The sequence below is a fragment of the Streptomyces sp. NPDC031474 genome (genome assembly GCF_055581185.1).
Map to the genome: position 1 here is coordinate 73,606 of NZ_JBVIJX010000024.1, position 13,012 is coordinate 86,617.

Below are 13,012 nucleotides of genomic sequence, written 5' to 3' on the forward strand. Positions count from 1 at the left end.
ACCGCCGTCCTAGGCTCGACTCACTCTGCGTGATCTTGCGTTCCCGCGTGATCTCGTACGACACAGTCGCCGAGCCCATGGAGCGCGATGCCCGACAGCCAGCCGCAGCCGCCCCCCTCGTGGTCGTCCTGGTCGTCCTGGTCGCCCCAGTCGTCCCGGTCGTCCTGGTCCGGTGCTTCGGGAGGCTCACCGGAGCCGGCCCCTCTCCTGTTGTGCGGGGCGCGTCTGGCGGACGGCCGGACCGTGGACGTACGACTGGGCCGCGGACGCATCGAGGCGGTCGGCACGGCCGGCAGCCTGACCGTGGGCCCGGCGACCGGCCCGTCCCCCGGCGGCACGCGCCTGGACCTCGGGGGCTACCTCCTGCTGCCCGCCCCCGCCGAGCCGCACGCGCACGCCGACACCGCGCTCACGGCCGACACCGACGGCCCCGTCTCGTACGCCCCTGTGGACGTCCAGCGTCGTGCCATTGAGGCCGCGCTGCTGCAGCTCGGCCATGGCGCGACGGCGCTGCGCGCCCATGTGCGCGTGGGCGACGTCCAGGGCCTCGGCGCGCTGGCCGCCGTTCTCCAGGCCGGGCGTTCGCTGCGCGGGCTCGCCGAGCTGACGGCGGTGGCGGTTCCCCGGGTGCTGACGGGGGCAGCGGGGGCGGACGGGCTCGCGATGCTGCACGACGCGGTGAAGATGGGCGCCTCGGTGGTGGGCGGCTGCCCGGACCTGGACCCCGATCCGACGGGCTACGTGGAGGCCGTCCTGGAGGTCGCCTCCGAGCACGGTTGCCCCGTCGACCTGCACACCGACGCAGCCGACCCGGCGCGTCTCGCCCGCCTCGCCTCGATGGCCGGCGGCCTGCGCCCCGGCGTCACCCTCAGCCCCTGCGGCGGTCTCGACCACCTTTCCGCCGAGGCGGCCGGCCGCGCCGCCGGCCAACTGGCCGCCGCCGGCGTGACGGTGGTCTGCCTCCCCCAGGGCGGCTGCGGCTCCGCCCCACGACGGGGCGGGGCACCCGTACGGCTGTTGCGTGCGGCCGGGGTGCGGGTGGCGGCCGGCAGCGGGGCGTTGCGGGACGTCTCCAACCCGGTCGGCCGCGGCGACCCCCTGGAGGCGGCCTACCTGCTCGCCTCCCGCCACGGCCTGCGCCCCGAGGACGCCTACGACGCCGTGAGCACGTCCGCACGGGCCGCTCTGGGCCTGCCCGAGGTTCGCGTGGAGGCGGGATTCCCGGCCGATCTGCTGGCCGTCCGCGGCGACCGGCTGGCGGGCGTCCTGTCGCTGGCGTACAGCCGGATCGTGATCCACCGGGGGCGCGTGGTGGCCCGCACCAGCGCGGTCCGCGAGTACTGCAACTCGACGGCCGCAACGGAGTTGGGCCTGCCGAGGCAGGGCCGGGGAGAACTTTCGTAGAACGCAGAGGGCGCAGAGGAGGCACAGGACCAGAGGACGCCGACGCCGCAGAGGAGTTGGGGCCGCGGCACAGCCGGAAGGGGCGTTTTGGCGTTCTGGCGTGCGGTCGGGGATACGGGCGGGGTCTGGCCGAAGTCATGCGGCGGATGGGGCTGTCCGGGCGTACGGTCGGAAGCATGCGCATTGTCATCGCTGGTGGACATGGTCAGATCGCGCTGCGGCTGGAGCGTCTGCTCGCCGCGCGCGGAGACGAGGTCGCGGGGATCATCCGCAAGGCCGAGCAGGCCGACGACCTGCGGGCGGCCGGTGCCGAACCGGTGGTCCTGGACCTGGAGTCGGCGTCCGTCGAGGAGGTCGCGGAGCGGCTGCGCGGCGCGGACGCGGCGGTGTTCGCGGCGGGCGCGGGCCCGGGCAGCGGGACGGCCCGCAAGGACACGGTGGACAGGGGCGCGGCAGTGCTGTTCGCGGACGCCGCGGTCCGGGCGGGCGTACGGCGCTTCGTGGTCGTGTCGTCCATGGGCGCGGACGCCGATCACCAGGGCGACGAGGTCTTCGACGTCTACCAGCGCGCCAAGGGCGAGGCGGACGCGTACGTGCAGGGCCTGGGCTCCCTCGACTGGACGATCCTGCGGCCGGGCGCGCTGACGGACGACGCCGGCACCGGTCTGGTCCGCCTGGAGGCCCGTACGGGCCGTGGTCCCGTCCCGCGCGACGACGTGGCGGCCGTGCTGGCTGAGCTGCTGGACACCCCGGCGACGTCCGGCCTCACCCTGGAGCTGATCAGCGGCTCGGCACCGGTGTCGGTGGCGGTGAAGGCGGTGGCGGGGAACTGAGGGCAGCCGCGCGCCGACGACGCTAGAAGAGAGGCAGCTGTCCCGGGAACTCCGGGACTGTATATCCGTCCAACGACGGCTGGGCGGCGCCGAGTTGCGCCGTCCTGCGGGAGCCGGGGCAGGAGACGAGCTCCCCGCTCTCCCGCGCGCCCGGCGGGTCGTGCCGGGCGAACCGTCCGGCGACCACGGCGATCTCGCGACGGCACTCGGGGCAGGTTCTACGACGGCTGGACGTGCTGGACGTGCTGGACATGGGGCCAGTCTGCCCCAGTGGGCCACGCGGGTATCCCGTGGCGGGACGCGCCCCGCTCGCCGCGCGGAAGTGCGGTCACCTGCTTAGCATCCGTACACGTGGCACATACCTTCGAGGAACTCGTGGAGAAGCAGCGCGCGGCCGACGAGGCGCACGCGAGGGTCGAAGAGCTGCGGGACGCGTACGGCGCACCCACGGCCACCCCCTGGTCGGAGATCCAGACGGACACCTACGAAACCGCCTGGCGTGCCTGGCGCGACCTCGCCCGTGACGTCCAGGCCGCGGTGACCGAGTACGCCAAGGACGAGAACAAACCGCGTACCGACGTCGAGGCGGAGGTGAAAAGGGCGGGGAAGCCACCGGGAGACAGCTCGCAAACATCGCCCGAGGGAGAGTAGGGCGAGTGAAGCGCGGTCGCCCCGCGCACTTCCCCCCGCAACACGAAGAAACCCCTCCATCCTGCGTTTTCGCAGTACGGAGGGGTTCCCTCTCTCAGCGTGGCGGCGCCAGGATTCGAACCTGGGAAGGCTGAGCCGGCAGATTTACAGTCTGCTCCCTTTGGCCGCTCGGGCACACCGCCGGGATTGCTGCCCATTCGAACCGCTTTTCGGCGGTGCTCCCTGGCAACGACGTAAACGATACCCGATGCACCGGGGTGCTTCGCCACCTGATTCCTCGCCGCCCGGGGCGAGCGGGGTGGCTAGGCTTGTCCGGATGCGGCCCGGGATCACGCCGGGCTCGGCGGTCATCCCCACGTACGCCGATACCCGCCCGACACGCACTCCGATACAACCCCGATACAAGGAGCCACAGGACATGGCCGACTCCAGTTTCGACATCGTCTCGAAGGTCGAGCGGCAGGAGGTCGACAACGCCCTCAACCAGGCCGCCAAGGAGATCTCGCAGCGCTACGACTTCAAGGGCGTCGGCGCCTCGATCTCGTGGTCCGGTGACAAGATCCTCATGGAGGCGAACTCCGAGGACCGGGTGAACGCTGTCCTCGACGTCTTCCAGTCCAAGCTGATCAAGCGCGGGATCTCGCTCAAGGCGCTGGAGGCGGGCGAGCCTCAGCTCTCCGGCAAGGAGTACAAGCTCTTCGCGGAGATCAAGGAGGGCATCTCCCAGGAGAACGCGAAGAAGGTCGCGAAGCTCATCCGCGACGAGGGCCCCAAGGGTGTGAAGGCCCAGGTGCAGGGCGAGGAGCTGCGCGTCAGCTCCAAGAGCCGCGATGACCTTCAGGCCGTCATCACCCTTCTCAAGGGCCAGGACTTCGACTTCGCGCTGCAGTTCGTGAACTACCGGTAGTCGGCCGGGTGGGCGCCCGCCGGGTGCCCACCCTTGTGGTCCTCCCGTCCGCCGTCAGGACTGCTCCGCGTGGGGCTCAGTCGCGCGAGTTGCCGAACAGCAGGCGGTAGACGATCAGGAGCACCAGCGAACCGCCGATCGCCGCGGCCCAGGTGGCGCCGTCGTAGAAGTCCTTGGTGATGGGGTGGTCCAGCCAGCGGGCCGATATCCAGCCGCCGATGAACGCGCCCGCGATGCCGATGAGGGTCGTACCGATGAAGCCGCCTGGGTCACGACCAGGCAGCAGGACCTTGGCGATGACTCCGGCCAACAGGCCGAGGATGATCCAGCTGATGATGCTCATGTCCTGAACCTGCCCTTCCGTGCTGTGCCCGTGCCGTCCGGGCACTGTGATGTCGCTCGCTCCGGACGGGCCGTGCTCGTCTCGCCGTGCCCCGTGCCCCGCGTGCTTCGTCGCACGCGGGTTCGTGCGGTGTTGATGTGGACGACGCCACGACGGCACCCGGTGGTTCCGTCGGTCAGTAGGGTGCGGCCCATGACTCAGTCCGGATCGCCCGCGGGTTCGCCTGCCGGTTCGCCTGCCGAGCTGCGGCGGACACTGGGCGTCGGCGACGCCGTGGTCATCGGGCTCGGCTCGATGATCGGTGCGGGCGTCTTCGCCGCCCTCGCTCCCGCCGCGCACGCGGCGGGCTCCGGGCTGCTTCTCTCCCTCGCGCTCGCCGCACTGGTCGCCTACTGCAACGCCATGTCGTCGGCGCGACTCGCAGCGTTGTATCCGGCCTCGGGCGGCACCTATGTGTACGGGCGCGAGCGGCTCGGCGCCTTCTGGGGGTATCTGGCTGGTTGGTCGTTCGTGGTCGGGAAGACGGCCTCCTGTGCGGCGATGGCGCTGACGGTCGGGGCGTACGTCTGGCCGGGGCAGGCGCACGCGGTGGCCGTCGGGGCAGTGGTGGCGCTGACCGCGGTGAACTACGGCGGCATCCAGAAGTCGGCCTGGCTGACGCGGGCGATCGTGGCGGTGGTCCTGGCGGTCCTCGCTTCCGTGGTGGTCGTGTGCCTGTCGTCCGGCGCTGCCGACGCGGGGCGGCTGGACATCGGAGTCTCCGGGGGTGTCGGCGGGGTACTGCAGGCCGGCGGCCTGCTGTTCTTCGCCTTCGCCGGGTACGCGCGCATCGCGACCCTCGGCGAGGAGGTGCGGGACCCCGCGCGCACCATCCCCCGCGCGATCCCGTTGGCCCTGGGGATCGCGCTGGCTGTGTATGCGTGTGTGGCGGTCGCTGTCCTTTCCGTGCTGGGAGTGGACGGCCTCGGACGGGCCGGTGCGCCGCTGGCCGACGCGGTGCGGGCGGCGGGGGTGCCCGGGCTGGTGCCTGTGGTGCGGGTCGGCGCGGCCGTGGCCGCGCTGGGCTCACTGCTCGCCCTCATCCTGGGCGTCTCGCGCACGACGCTGGCGATGGCGAGGGACGGGCACCTGCCCGGCGTCCTGTCGGCCGTCCATCCGCGCTTCCAGGTGCCGCACCGCGCCGAGCTCGCTGTGGGCTCGGTGGTCGCGGTCCTGGCCGCCACGGTGGATGTCCGGGGCGCTATCGGGTTCTCCTCCTTCGGTGTGCTGGCGTACTACGCGGTGGCCAACGCGTCGGCCTGGACGCTGGATTCGGCCCCCGCCAGGCGGGTACTGCCCGCCGTGGGGCTCCTGGGCTGCGCAGTCCTCGCATTCGCGCTGCCGGGGACTTCGGTGGTCGTGGGTACGGGGGTGCTCACTGTGGGCGTGCTCGCATACGGGGTACGGCGGCGGTCGGGCGCGCGATAGCCGTAGGGGGTCGGGCAAAGGTCGGAGTCGGGGTCGGGACTGCGGGGCCGAAGGTGGGCTGTGCGGTTCCCGTAGGGCGGCGGATGAGCGGGTTCCTGTGGGGCGCCGGGTGAGCGGGTTCTCGTAGGGCGCGCTCAATGGACGTGCGGTCGCGCGGACGGCGGTGGGAGGCCTCCGGTCTACGCGCGCGCGGCAGCCGGCTGCTGCTGCCGTCCACGGTGCCGAATTGCTCTACGCCCTCTCCCCTCGCGCACCTCTCCTGTGTTCTGTGTGACGTCAGGTCCGGGTCGCCGGCGTGCGTATTCGGAACTCGGTCCAGGGCGTCAGACTGAGGTCCTCATCCATGACGTCGTACCAGCCGGTGCCGTCGAGCCAGGCGTGCAGCCAGTCCGTGAGGCTGGGGGCGTCGACGAACCAGGCGTGGTCGGGGTCGCCCGGGTTGGGTTCGAACAGCAGGACCGTCGCCTGGGGGAAGTGGCAGTCCACGCACGCGTACATCGCGCAGCCCCAGTGGGATATCGGCAGGAGGCCCTCGGGCCAGGGCCAGTCGGGGTCCTGGCGGCCGCTCTCGCGGTTGGCGAGGTATTGGGTGACGGCGGCGGGTTCGCCGGCCGGAGGGCTGTCGAACAGGGGCAGCAGGCCGTACTCCGGGCCGAATCCGCCGTCTCCTATGCGCAGGTAGAGGTCGGCGAGCAGTGGGGGCAGGCGGAAGCCGAGGGCGGCCTCGGCACGGGAGAGGGTGGCCTCGTCCACGGGGTCGGGGAGCGAAGGCCAGCCCCACGGGCGGGCGGTGGCCGCCTTGGCCGCCACCCTTGCCAGCAACTGCTCGTTCTCGGTCATGCATTCATGATGCAAGCCGCCACTGACAGTCGGGCCGGCCTGTGGATAACTCGCTCATTGTGGACAACCGACCGCGGCGCAACACGGACCGGTTATGGACGGCGAGCAGCTCGGGCCGACGCAGTCAGCGCGAGGCGAACAGCCGGTCGGTGGTCACGTTTTCGCGGCCGAGGGGGAACAGCGAGACCGGAATCAGCTTGAAGTTCGCGATGTCGAACGGAATTCCGATGATCGCGACGCCGAGGAGGAGGCCGGTGACGATGTCGCCGATGGCCCCCGTCGCGGCGCTCGACCGTCGTGTAGCCGACAGCGAGAGAGCGAAGATCCCGATCCGAAAGGCGGCGATACCGAGCGGGATGGTCTCCGTACGTTCCCGATCACGCCACAAGGGCGCTGCGGTTCCGCCTGAACGCCTGACCGGCTGATACTGGTGACAGCAGGCATGCCGATGGACTGACCTGGAGAGGTACCGACCATGAAGCTCTTCAACCTGCTGTTGAACATCATTTGGCTCGTCTTCTGTGGCATCTGGATGGCGATCGGCTACCTGATCGCGGCGATCATCTGCTTCGTCTTGATCATCACCATCCCATTCGGCATCGCGTCGCTGCGTATCGCCGGCTTCGTCATCTGGCCGTTCGGCCGCACCACTGTGGAGCGGCCGGGCGCTGGAGCCGGGTCGTTCATCGGGAACGTGATCTGGGTGATCTTCGCGGGCTGGTGGCTGGCTCTGGCTCACCTCGTCACGAGCATCCCGCTGTTCCTGTCGATCATCGGGATCCCGTTCGGGTGGGCCAATCTGAAGCTGATCCCGATCTCGCTCATGCCGCTGGGGCGCGAGGTTGTGCCGACAGATCAGCGGTTCGGCGAACGCTGACCACAAAGTCGCCTACTGGGACGGCATCGACCCAGGTACCCGTGAGCGAACACGTTCGCGTTCTCCTGCGCGTGTGTTGGCGGCTCGGCCGTCTCCCGAGTACGAGTCTCGCCGCCTCCGGGCCAGGACCCACACCCTCGGCTGCCGGGACCACATCCTCACCAAATCCCGCGCCTGCTCCACCACCTACGCAGCACTCCGCGCCGAACGCGCTCACCACGTCGGCCACACCGGCATTTCCGACACGATCACGGGTGCCCGGTGGCGATACGCGGGCGTTGAGCCGGGAGCCGGCGCAACAACGGGCGTGGATCCAGTGACTGAGACGAAGGCCATCTGGCTCCCAGACAAACGCCCTCTTCTGCCACCGCGCGGGTCCATCCTGCGAGTTCCGTTCGGACCACAGACACTTCGGCGGACGAACCCGCAGAAAACCCGACGCAACGTCAGAAACACGCGCTACCTTGGGAGTTCAGACAAACCCCCGGCAGCCGCTGCCACCGCCCCGGGGCCGGCCGACTGACTAGGAGTCGACGCGCCCGATAGAAGCACACCCCGCGTCCCTTCGGCATCGTGGTCGTGCCGGACGGCCGTGTGATCGGTCGCAAGGGCCGTGCCGTCTGGCTCTGGGTCTGGGCTCTGGAAGACATCGGCGTCTTCGTCTCCGTCGTCGCCGACGACTACGACAACACCACCACCGAGGGGCGCAAGAAGATGTGGGCGCGCTTCTTGCGGCTACCGCATCGCCAACAAGGGGACTCCTGGCTCGTACGTGGTGAACGACGGGGACGAGGCAAAGGTCGTCAAGCGCGTGTACGACCTAGTGGTCGGCGAGGGGCTCAACCTGCGGAAAGCCACCATTCGCCTCGTCAGCGAAGTGACCACTGCACGCTCCGGCAAGACCTGGGAAGTGGGAAGCATGCCAGGAAGGACGAGAACGGCGATCCCCTCTGGGGAGACTCAGTCAGGATCGACTTGCCTCGGATCCTGACCGAGGAACAAAGAGCAGAGCTACGACGCAAGCTCGCCGAAACAGCGAAGCTCAGTAGCGGCCAACGATGGATCTACCGGTGCAACCGGTAACGCGCCCAAAGACACCAGCCGGCAGTCCTGCGGCTGCGCGCCGGCGAGCATGGCGAAGAAGTCCTTACCGGACATGGCTCCAGCGCAACTAGCGGCCGTCTTGTCCATGCTGGAACTGAAGGTCACCATCACGGGCGCGGTGCCTGATGACAGGCGCGGTGGTGTCCCCTACTGCCCGAGGGGCACGGGGGCACGGTCCATCGTTCTGTAGAGGCGATCTTCCACAAGGCACGGCACGGGCCGGTAAGTCGTGGCCCAACGTGCCCAAGGAAACGGGTGCCACGATCCAAGCCTCGAAGCAATTCAACACCTGGGCGTCAGACGGCACCTGGAGTCGCGTGAACGCTGCCTTGTCGGCGTGGAAAAGTCTCTCTTCCGAAGCTTCAGCCGCTCAGGATCAGCCAGATGACGTTCAGGATGGTCTTCAATGGTGGCGACCAGCCATTTTCTCGAGCCGGGCGATGCGGTCCGCCATCGGCGGGTGCGTCGAGAACATTTTGGAGATTCCCTGACCCGGGCGGAAGGGGTTCGCGATCATCATGTGGCTCGCGGTCTCGATGCGGGGCTCAGGGGGCAGCGGAAGCTGCTTGGTGCCCGTCTCCAGCTTGCGCAGGGCGCTCGCGAGGGCCAGTGGGTCACCGGTGAGCTGGGCGCCCGAGGCGTCCGCCTCGTACTCCCGGGAGCGGCTGATCGCGAGCTGGATGAGACTTGCGGCGAGCGGGCCCAGGATCATGATCAGGAGCATGCCGAGGATGCCGGGGCCGTCATCGTCGTCGGAGCGGCCGATCGGGATCAGCCAGGCGAAGTTGACCAGGAACATGATCACGGAGGCGAGCGCGCCGGCGACCGAGGAGATGAGGATGTCGCGGTTGTAGACGTGGCTGAGCTCGTGACCGATGACGCCGCGCAGTTCGCGCTCGTCGAGGAGGCGCAGGATGCCGTCCGTGCAGCACACGGCGGCGTTGCGCGGGTTGCGGCCGGTCGCGAAGGCGTTGGGCGCTTCGGTCGGGGAGATGTACAGGCGGGGCATGGGCTGGCGGGCCTGGGTGGAGAGCTCGCGGACCATCCGGTAGAGGGCGGGGGCCTCGAACTCGCTCACCGGGCGGGCGCGCATCGCGCGTAGCGCCAGCTTGTCGCTGTTCCAGTACGCGAACGCGTTGGTGCCGAGCGCGATCAGGACTGCGACGACGAGCCCGGTGCGGCCGAAGAAGCTGCCGATGACGATGATGAGTGCGGACAGTCCCCCGAGGAGTACTGCGGTCCTGAGCCCGTTGTGCCGGCGGTGCACGGTACGCCCTCCAAGTCGTGCAGCAGGGGAACCCTTTGCTTGCGGATCTTGCTGTTCTCCGGTGGCACTGGTGCCGTGGTGTCACATCCAGTGCACCTTCCCGTACTGGTCAACGCCAGGCGGGAGGCACTAGTTCCCTTGTGCCTGGGGGGCAGGGGCGTGGGCCGTCCGGGTGCGGACGGGGTGTACGCGCGCGTGGAGGCTCAGAAGAGGCCGGTGTCGGCGAAGCGCAGGACCAGTTGGGGTGCTCCGGACAGGGCGATGCCGAGGGCCGCGGTGAGGGTGATCGCGGCTGTGAGGGGGGCGGGGACGCGGTGTTTCTCCGACTCTCCCTCGGGGGCACGGAAAAGCAGGGCCGTCCACTGGAGGTAGTAGTACAGGGCGATCACCACGTTGACGGCCATGACGACGGCGAGCCAGCCGAGGCCGGCGTCGACGGCCGCGGAGAAGACGGTGACTTTCGCGAAGAGGCCGATGATGCCGGGCGGCAGTCCTGCGAGGCAGAGCAGGAAGAAGGCCAGAAGGAGGGCTGCCGCGGGGTTTCTGGCGTAGAGGCCCCGGTAGTCGGTGATCCGGTTCGTCGTGCTCGTACGGCCCACCAGGGCGGCCACCGCGAAGGCGCCGAGGTTCACGGCGGCATACATGAGGGCGTACGCGACGGTGGAGCCGATCGCGTGTTCGGCGTCGTCGGAGTACGCGGCGGCGGCGATCGGTACGAGGAGGTAGCCGGCCTGGCCGACGGAGGACCAGGCGAGGAGGCGTACGGCGCTGTACGCGCGCGTGGCTTGTTGGCGGAGGGCGCCGACGTTGCCGGCGGTCATGGTGAGGGCGGCCAGCGCGGCGAGGGCGGGGCCCCAGACGTCGGCGTAGGAGGGGAAGCCGATGACGGTGACGAGGATGAGGCCGGAGAAGCCGACGGCCTTGCCGACGACCGACAGGTAGGCCGCGACGGGCAGGGGGGCGCCGACGTAGGTGTCGGGGACCCAGAAGTGGAAGGGGACGGCGGCTGTCTTGAAGGCGAAGCCGATGAGGGTGAGGACCACGCCGGTCTGGGCCAGGGTGTGCAGTTGGCCGTCGACGTGCTGGATGCGGTCGGCGACCTGGGTCAGGTACAGGGTTCCGGTCGTCGCGTACACGAAGCTGATGCCCAGGAGGCTGACGGTGGTCGCGGTGACGGACGACAGGAAGAACTTCAGGGCCGCCTCGGAGGACCTGCGGTCGCCGTGCCTGATGCCGACGAGGGCGAAGGCGGGCAGGGAGGCGACCTCCAGGGCGACGACGAGGGTGGCGAGGTCGCGGGAGGCGGGCAGGAGGGCGGCGCCGGCGGCGGAGGACAGCAGCAGGAACCAGAACTCCCCTTCGGGGAGTCTCCCGCGCGCGTCCTTCAGGGCGGTGACCGACAGGAGGGCCGCCAGCAGTGCTCCGCCGAGCACCAGGAACTGGATGACGAGGGTGAAGCGGTCGGCGGTGTAGCTGCACGCGCTGGGGTCGCCGGTGAGGCAGAAGGTGGAGCGGTCGCCGTCCAGGAGGGGCAGGAGGAGGGCCGCGGAGGCCGTGAGGCCCGCGACGGAGAGCCAGCCGAGAAGCGGCTTGCGGGCTTCGCCGACGAAGAGGTCGGCGACGAGGACCACGAGCGCGACGACCGCCGCGAGGGTGGGCGGCGCGATGGCCTGCCAGTCGACGGACTGGACCACCGACTCGGCCAGGGGCTGGGCGACCGAAGGCTGGACCAAGGAGCTCATCGGGTGCCTCCTGCGAGGAGCTGCTGCACGGCCGGGTCGGTCAGGCCGAGGAGGGCCTTGGGCCACAGGCCGGCGACGACGGTGAGGGCGACGAGCGGGGTCCAGGCCGCGAACTCGTAGGTCTGCACGTCGGCGAGGTGTGGGGCGTCCTGCGGGACGGTGCCCATGCAGACCCGGCGGACCACGGTGAGCAGGTAGGCGGCCGTCAGCAGCGTGCCGAACGCGGCTACCGCCGTGAAGGTGAGGAAGGCGGGGCGGCTGAGGTCGTCGGCGGGGTCGAAGGCGCCGAACAGGGCCAGCATCTCGCCCCAGAACCCGGCGAGTCCCGGCAGGCCGAGCGAGGCGACGGCCGCGAAGGCGAGGAGGCCGCCGAGGCGGGGGGTCCTGCCGTACAGGGCGGCGCCGGTCTGCTCGGCGAGGGTGTCCAGATCGGTCGTGCCCGTTCGGTCCTTCAGGGCTCCGACCAGGAAGAAGAGCAGGCCGGTGATGAGGCCGTGGGCGATGTTGGCGAACAGGGCGCCGTTCACACCGGTCGGGGTCATGGTCGCGATGCCGAGCAGGACGAAGCCCATGTGACCGACGGAGGAGTAGGCGATCAGGCGTTTCAGGTCGCCCTTCGCGCCCTGTTTGGCGAGGGCCAGGCAGGCGAGGGATCCGTAGATGATCCCGACGACGGCGAACGCGGCGAGGTAGGGCGCGAAGGTGCGGAAGCCGTCGGGCGCAATCGGCAGAAGAATCCGGACGAACCCGTATGTGCCCATCTTCAGCAGAACGCCGGCCAGCAGGACCGAGCCGACGGTCGGGGCGGCGGTGTGGGCGTCGGGCAGCCAGCTGTGCAGGGGCCACATCGGCGTCTTGACCGCGAGCCCGATCCCGATCGCCAGAACAGCGATGACCTGCACGGATGTAGTCAGCGACCGGCCGTTGTCAGTGGCGAGTGCCACCATGTCGAAGGTGCCCGCCTTGATTCCGATCAGGAGCAGGCCGAGCAGCATGACCACGGATCCGAGCAGTGTGAACAGGATGAACTTCCAGGCCGCCTGGGTCCGGCCTGCGCCGCCCCAGCGGGCGATGAGGAAGTACATCGGGATGAGGACCATCTCGAAGGCGAGGAAGAACAGCAGCAGATCGAGGACGGCGAAGGTCGCGAGGGTGCCGGACTCGAGGACGAGCACGAGAGCGACGAAGGCCTTCGGGGACGGGCCCGCAGGCATCTTGAAGTAGGAGTAGAGCGCGCAGAGGAAGGTCAGCAGCGCGGTCAGGACCAGCAGGGGGAGGGAGATGCCGTCGATGCCGAGGTGGATGCGCACGTCGAGTGCGGGGATCCAGCTGATGTCCGTGCTGGCCTGCATCTTCGAGGGATGGTCGTGGTCGAAGCCGAGCGCGAGGACGATCGCCGCGATGAGGATCACGCCGGTCACGGTCACGCCGTGCCGGAGCACGGCCTGCTCGGGTGACCTGCCCTTCAGTCCGGGCGGGGCCGGGAGGAGAGCGGCGGCGGCGCCGAGGAGCGGACCGACCACGATGAACGCCAGAAGGAACTGCATCACGGACTCGTTGATATCGATCACGCCTGC

13 protein-coding genes, 1 tRNA gene and 1 pseudogene are annotated in these 13,012 nt (G+C 69.9%); 7 read left to right on the plus strand and 8 right to left on the minus strand.

Annotation, left to right across the window (positions count from 1 at the left end):
• Nucleotides 1-87 precede the first annotated feature (87 nt).
• On the plus strand, nucleotides 88-1,404 hold the full coding sequence (locus ACZ5SK_RS40050) for an amidohydrolase family protein (protein WP_361708088.1): 1,317 nt from the start codon (nucleotides 88-90) through the stop codon (nucleotides 1,402-1,404).
• Between the two features lie 176 nt (nucleotides 1,405-1,580).
• The gene (locus ACZ5SK_RS40055; RefSeq protein ID WP_319334160.1) at nucleotides 1,581-2,237 is read left to right on the plus strand and encodes an SDR family oxidoreductase; all 657 of its coding nucleotides are present in this window, start codon (nucleotides 1,581-1,583) and stop codon (nucleotides 2,235-2,237) included.
• A gap of 22 nt (nucleotides 2,238-2,259) precedes the next feature.
• Here ACZ5SK_RS40055 and ACZ5SK_RS40060 read toward each other — a convergent pair whose 3' ends face one another.
• Nucleotides 2,260-2,490 carry a hypothetical protein gene (locus ACZ5SK_RS40060; protein WP_334577843.1) on the minus strand — a complete coding sequence of 77 codons (231 nt, stop codon included), beginning with the start codon at nucleotides 2,488-2,490 and terminating at the stop codon, nucleotides 2,260-2,262.
• A 98-nt stretch (nucleotides 2,491-2,588) separates the two neighbouring features.
• Between ACZ5SK_RS40060 and ACZ5SK_RS40065 the strand changes: the two genes are divergently transcribed.
• Complete coding sequence (locus ACZ5SK_RS40065) at nucleotides 2,589-2,888, plus strand: hypothetical protein (protein WP_334577844.1); 300 nt, start codon at nucleotides 2,589-2,591, stop codon at nucleotides 2,886-2,888.
• A 100-nt stretch (nucleotides 2,889-2,988) separates the two neighbouring features.
• Here ACZ5SK_RS40065 and ACZ5SK_RS40070 read toward each other — a convergent pair.
• Nucleotides 2,989-3,070: transfer RNA gene (locus tag ACZ5SK_RS40070), tRNA-Tyr, on the minus strand.
• A 236-nt stretch (nucleotides 3,071-3,306) separates the two neighbouring features.
• Here ACZ5SK_RS40070 and ACZ5SK_RS40075 point away from each other — a divergent pair.
• The gene (locus tag ACZ5SK_RS40075; RefSeq protein WP_334577845.1) at nucleotides 3,307-3,795 is read left to right on the plus strand and encodes a YajQ family cyclic di-GMP-binding protein; all 489 of its coding nucleotides are present in this window, start codon (nucleotides 3,307-3,309) and stop codon (nucleotides 3,793-3,795) included.
• 76 nt (nucleotides 3,796-3,871) lie between these two features.
• Here ACZ5SK_RS40075 and ACZ5SK_RS40080 read toward each other — a convergent pair whose 3' ends face one another.
• The gene (locus ACZ5SK_RS40080) at nucleotides 3,872-4,138 is read right to left on the minus strand and encodes a GlsB/YeaQ/YmgE family stress response membrane protein (RefSeq protein WP_079660458.1); all 267 of its coding nucleotides are present in this window, start codon (nucleotides 4,136-4,138) and stop codon (nucleotides 3,872-3,874) included.
• Nucleotides 4,139-4,330: 192 nt separating this feature from the next.
• Here ACZ5SK_RS40080 and ACZ5SK_RS40085 point away from each other — a divergent pair, with 192 nt between their 5' ends.
• Nucleotides 4,331-5,605, plus strand: coding sequence for an APC family permease (locus tag ACZ5SK_RS40085; protein ID WP_468577375.1), 1,275 nt, complete (start codon nucleotides 4,331-4,333; stop codon nucleotides 5,603-5,605).
• Nucleotides 5,606-5,881: 276 nt separating this feature from the next.
• Here the strand turns inward: ACZ5SK_RS40085 and ACZ5SK_RS40090 are convergent, their stop codons facing one another.
• The gene (locus tag ACZ5SK_RS40090) at nucleotides 5,882-6,445 is read right to left on the minus strand and encodes an SMI1/KNR4 family protein (RefSeq protein WP_334577847.1); all 564 of its coding nucleotides are present in this window, start codon (nucleotides 6,443-6,445) and stop codon (nucleotides 5,882-5,884) included.
• Nucleotides 6,446-6,569: 124 nt separating this feature from the next.
• Nucleotides 6,570-6,803 (minus strand): annotated as a pseudogene (locus tag ACZ5SK_RS40095) (YccF domain-containing protein); the annotation flags it as partial.
• Between the two features lie 117 nt (nucleotides 6,804-6,920).
• On the opposite strand from ACZ5SK_RS40095, the gene ACZ5SK_RS40100 reads away from it, so the two are divergent.
• Together ACZ5SK_RS40100 and ACZ5SK_RS40105 are read left to right on the plus strand one after the other, a co-directional pair.
• Nucleotides 6,921-7,322, plus strand: a complete 402-nt coding sequence (locus ACZ5SK_RS40100; protein ID WP_334577849.1) for a YccF domain-containing protein — start codon at nucleotides 6,921-6,923, stop codon at nucleotides 7,320-7,322.
• A gap of 73 nt (nucleotides 7,323-7,395) precedes the next feature.
• Entirely contained in the window at nucleotides 7,396-7,845 is a 450-nt protein-coding gene (locus tag ACZ5SK_RS40105) for a replication initiator (protein WP_334577850.1), read from the plus strand.
• A gap of 984 nt (nucleotides 7,846-8,829) precedes the next feature.
• On the opposite strand, the gene htpX is transcribed toward ACZ5SK_RS40105, so the two are convergent.
• From htpX to ACZ5SK_RS40120, 3 genes are all read right to left on the minus strand, one after another.
• The gene (gene htpX / locus ACZ5SK_RS40110) at nucleotides 8,830-9,693 is read right to left on the minus strand and encodes a zinc metalloprotease HtpX (RefSeq protein ID WP_468577378.1); all 864 of its coding nucleotides are present in this window, start codon (nucleotides 9,691-9,693) and stop codon (nucleotides 8,830-8,832) included.
• 203 nt (nucleotides 9,694-9,896) lie between these two features.
• Nucleotides 9,897-11,435: an NADH-quinone oxidoreductase subunit N gene (locus ACZ5SK_RS40115; RefSeq protein WP_457495277.1), complete on the minus strand. Its 1,539-nt coding sequence runs from the start codon at nucleotides 11,433-11,435 to the stop codon at nucleotides 9,897-9,899.
• Nucleotides 11,432-13,006, minus strand: coding sequence for a complex I subunit 4 family protein (locus tag ACZ5SK_RS40120; protein ID WP_334577853.1), 1,575 nt, complete (start codon nucleotides 13,004-13,006; stop codon nucleotides 11,432-11,434). The genes ACZ5SK_RS40115 and ACZ5SK_RS40120 overlap by 4 nt, the downstream gene beginning before the upstream one ends.
• Nucleotides 13,007-13,012 lie beyond the last annotated feature (6 nt).

Bases quoted from the DNA above. Each gene is read 5' to 3' on its own strand.
- ACZ5SK_RS40050 (WP_361708088.1), top strand. From the start codon at position 88: ATGCCCGACAGCCAGCCGCAGCCGCCCCCCTCGTGGTCGTCCTGGTCG.
- ACZ5SK_RS40055 (WP_319334160.1), top strand. From the start codon at position 1,581: ATGCGCATTGTCATCGCTGGTGGACATGGTCAGATCGCGCTGCGGCTG.
- ACZ5SK_RS40060 (WP_334577843.1), bottom strand. From the start codon at position 2,490: ATGTCCAGCACGTCCAGCACGTCCAGCCGTCGTAGAACCTGCCCCGAG.
- ACZ5SK_RS40075 (WP_334577845.1), top strand. From the start codon at position 3,307: ATGGCCGACTCCAGTTTCGACATCGTCTCGAAGGTCGAGCGGCAGGAG.
- ACZ5SK_RS40080 (WP_079660458.1), bottom strand. From the start codon at position 4,138: ATGAGCATCATCAGCTGGATCATCCTCGGCCTGTTGGCCGGAGTCATC.
- ACZ5SK_RS40085 (WP_468577375.1), top strand. From the start codon at position 4,331: ATGACTCAGTCCGGATCGCCCGCGGGTTCGCCTGCCGGTTCGCCTGCC.
- ACZ5SK_RS40090 (WP_334577847.1), bottom strand. From the start codon at position 6,445: ATGACCGAGAACGAGCAGTTGCTGGCAAGGGTGGCGGCCAAGGCGGCC.
- ACZ5SK_RS40100 (WP_334577849.1), top strand. From the start codon at position 6,921: ATGAAGCTCTTCAACCTGCTGTTGAACATCATTTGGCTCGTCTTCTGT.
- ACZ5SK_RS40115 (WP_457495277.1), bottom strand. From the start codon at position 11,435: ATGAGCTCCTTGGTCCAGCCTTCGGTCGCCCAGCCCCTGGCCGAGTCG.